A 646-nucleotide genomic window follows, 5' to 3' on the forward strand; every position below is an offset into this window, starting at 1 on the left:
CGCGGACCGAGAGGCACCTTTCGGCAACCCGCTCGGAGCAACTGTTGTAACTTACTGACTTAGCCCCGCCGAGTCAAACGTCTCCGAATTATCCGGGATTCGCCTCGGGGCCACCGAGCCTCCTGCGGGAGGCTCGCGCCGGGGATGGGGGCCACCTGGGCGATGAACTCGGCCTTGGTGTCTCCCGGCTTTCCGCCGGCAGGGATAAACATACACGACGGAGCGGCCGATTTTCATGATCGCAAGCACTTCGTAGAAATTTTTTCCGCGTTCGTCCAGCTACGTGAAGTGACAACACGGCGGCAGCTGATCAGCTGTGGCGCGGCCCTGTACTACGCGCGCCTGGCGCTGCGGGCCCGCGGCCTGCTGCCGGTGGTGACCGTTCTGTCCGGCGGGGCCCGGGTACGCCGATCTCGACATGGACCTCGCGGGCAAGGAGCCGCTGGCCGCCATCCGGGCCGGCACCACCCGCCCGGCGCCGAGGAGCGGGCGCTCGTCGCGGCCATGCGGACCCGGGCCACCGATCGCCAGCCGCCGCGTCCCGCCCCGGTGCTGGCCACGGTCACCACGGCGCTCGCGAGGGCGGCCGAGGCCGAGGGCTGCTGGCTGGCCACGCTGTCCGGCCTCGGGCACGAGACCCCGTCCG

General features: G+C 70.3%; 1 pseudogene. It reads left to right on the forward strand.

The features are described 5' to 3' along the window. Positions 1–288 precede the first annotated feature (288 nt). Positions 289–646: pseudogene (locus AC5LUJ_RS13075) on the forward strand (hypothetical protein); the annotation flags it as partial.

The sequence above is a fragment of the Protofrankia sp. CiP1_Cm_nod3 genome (genome assembly GCF_982290655.1).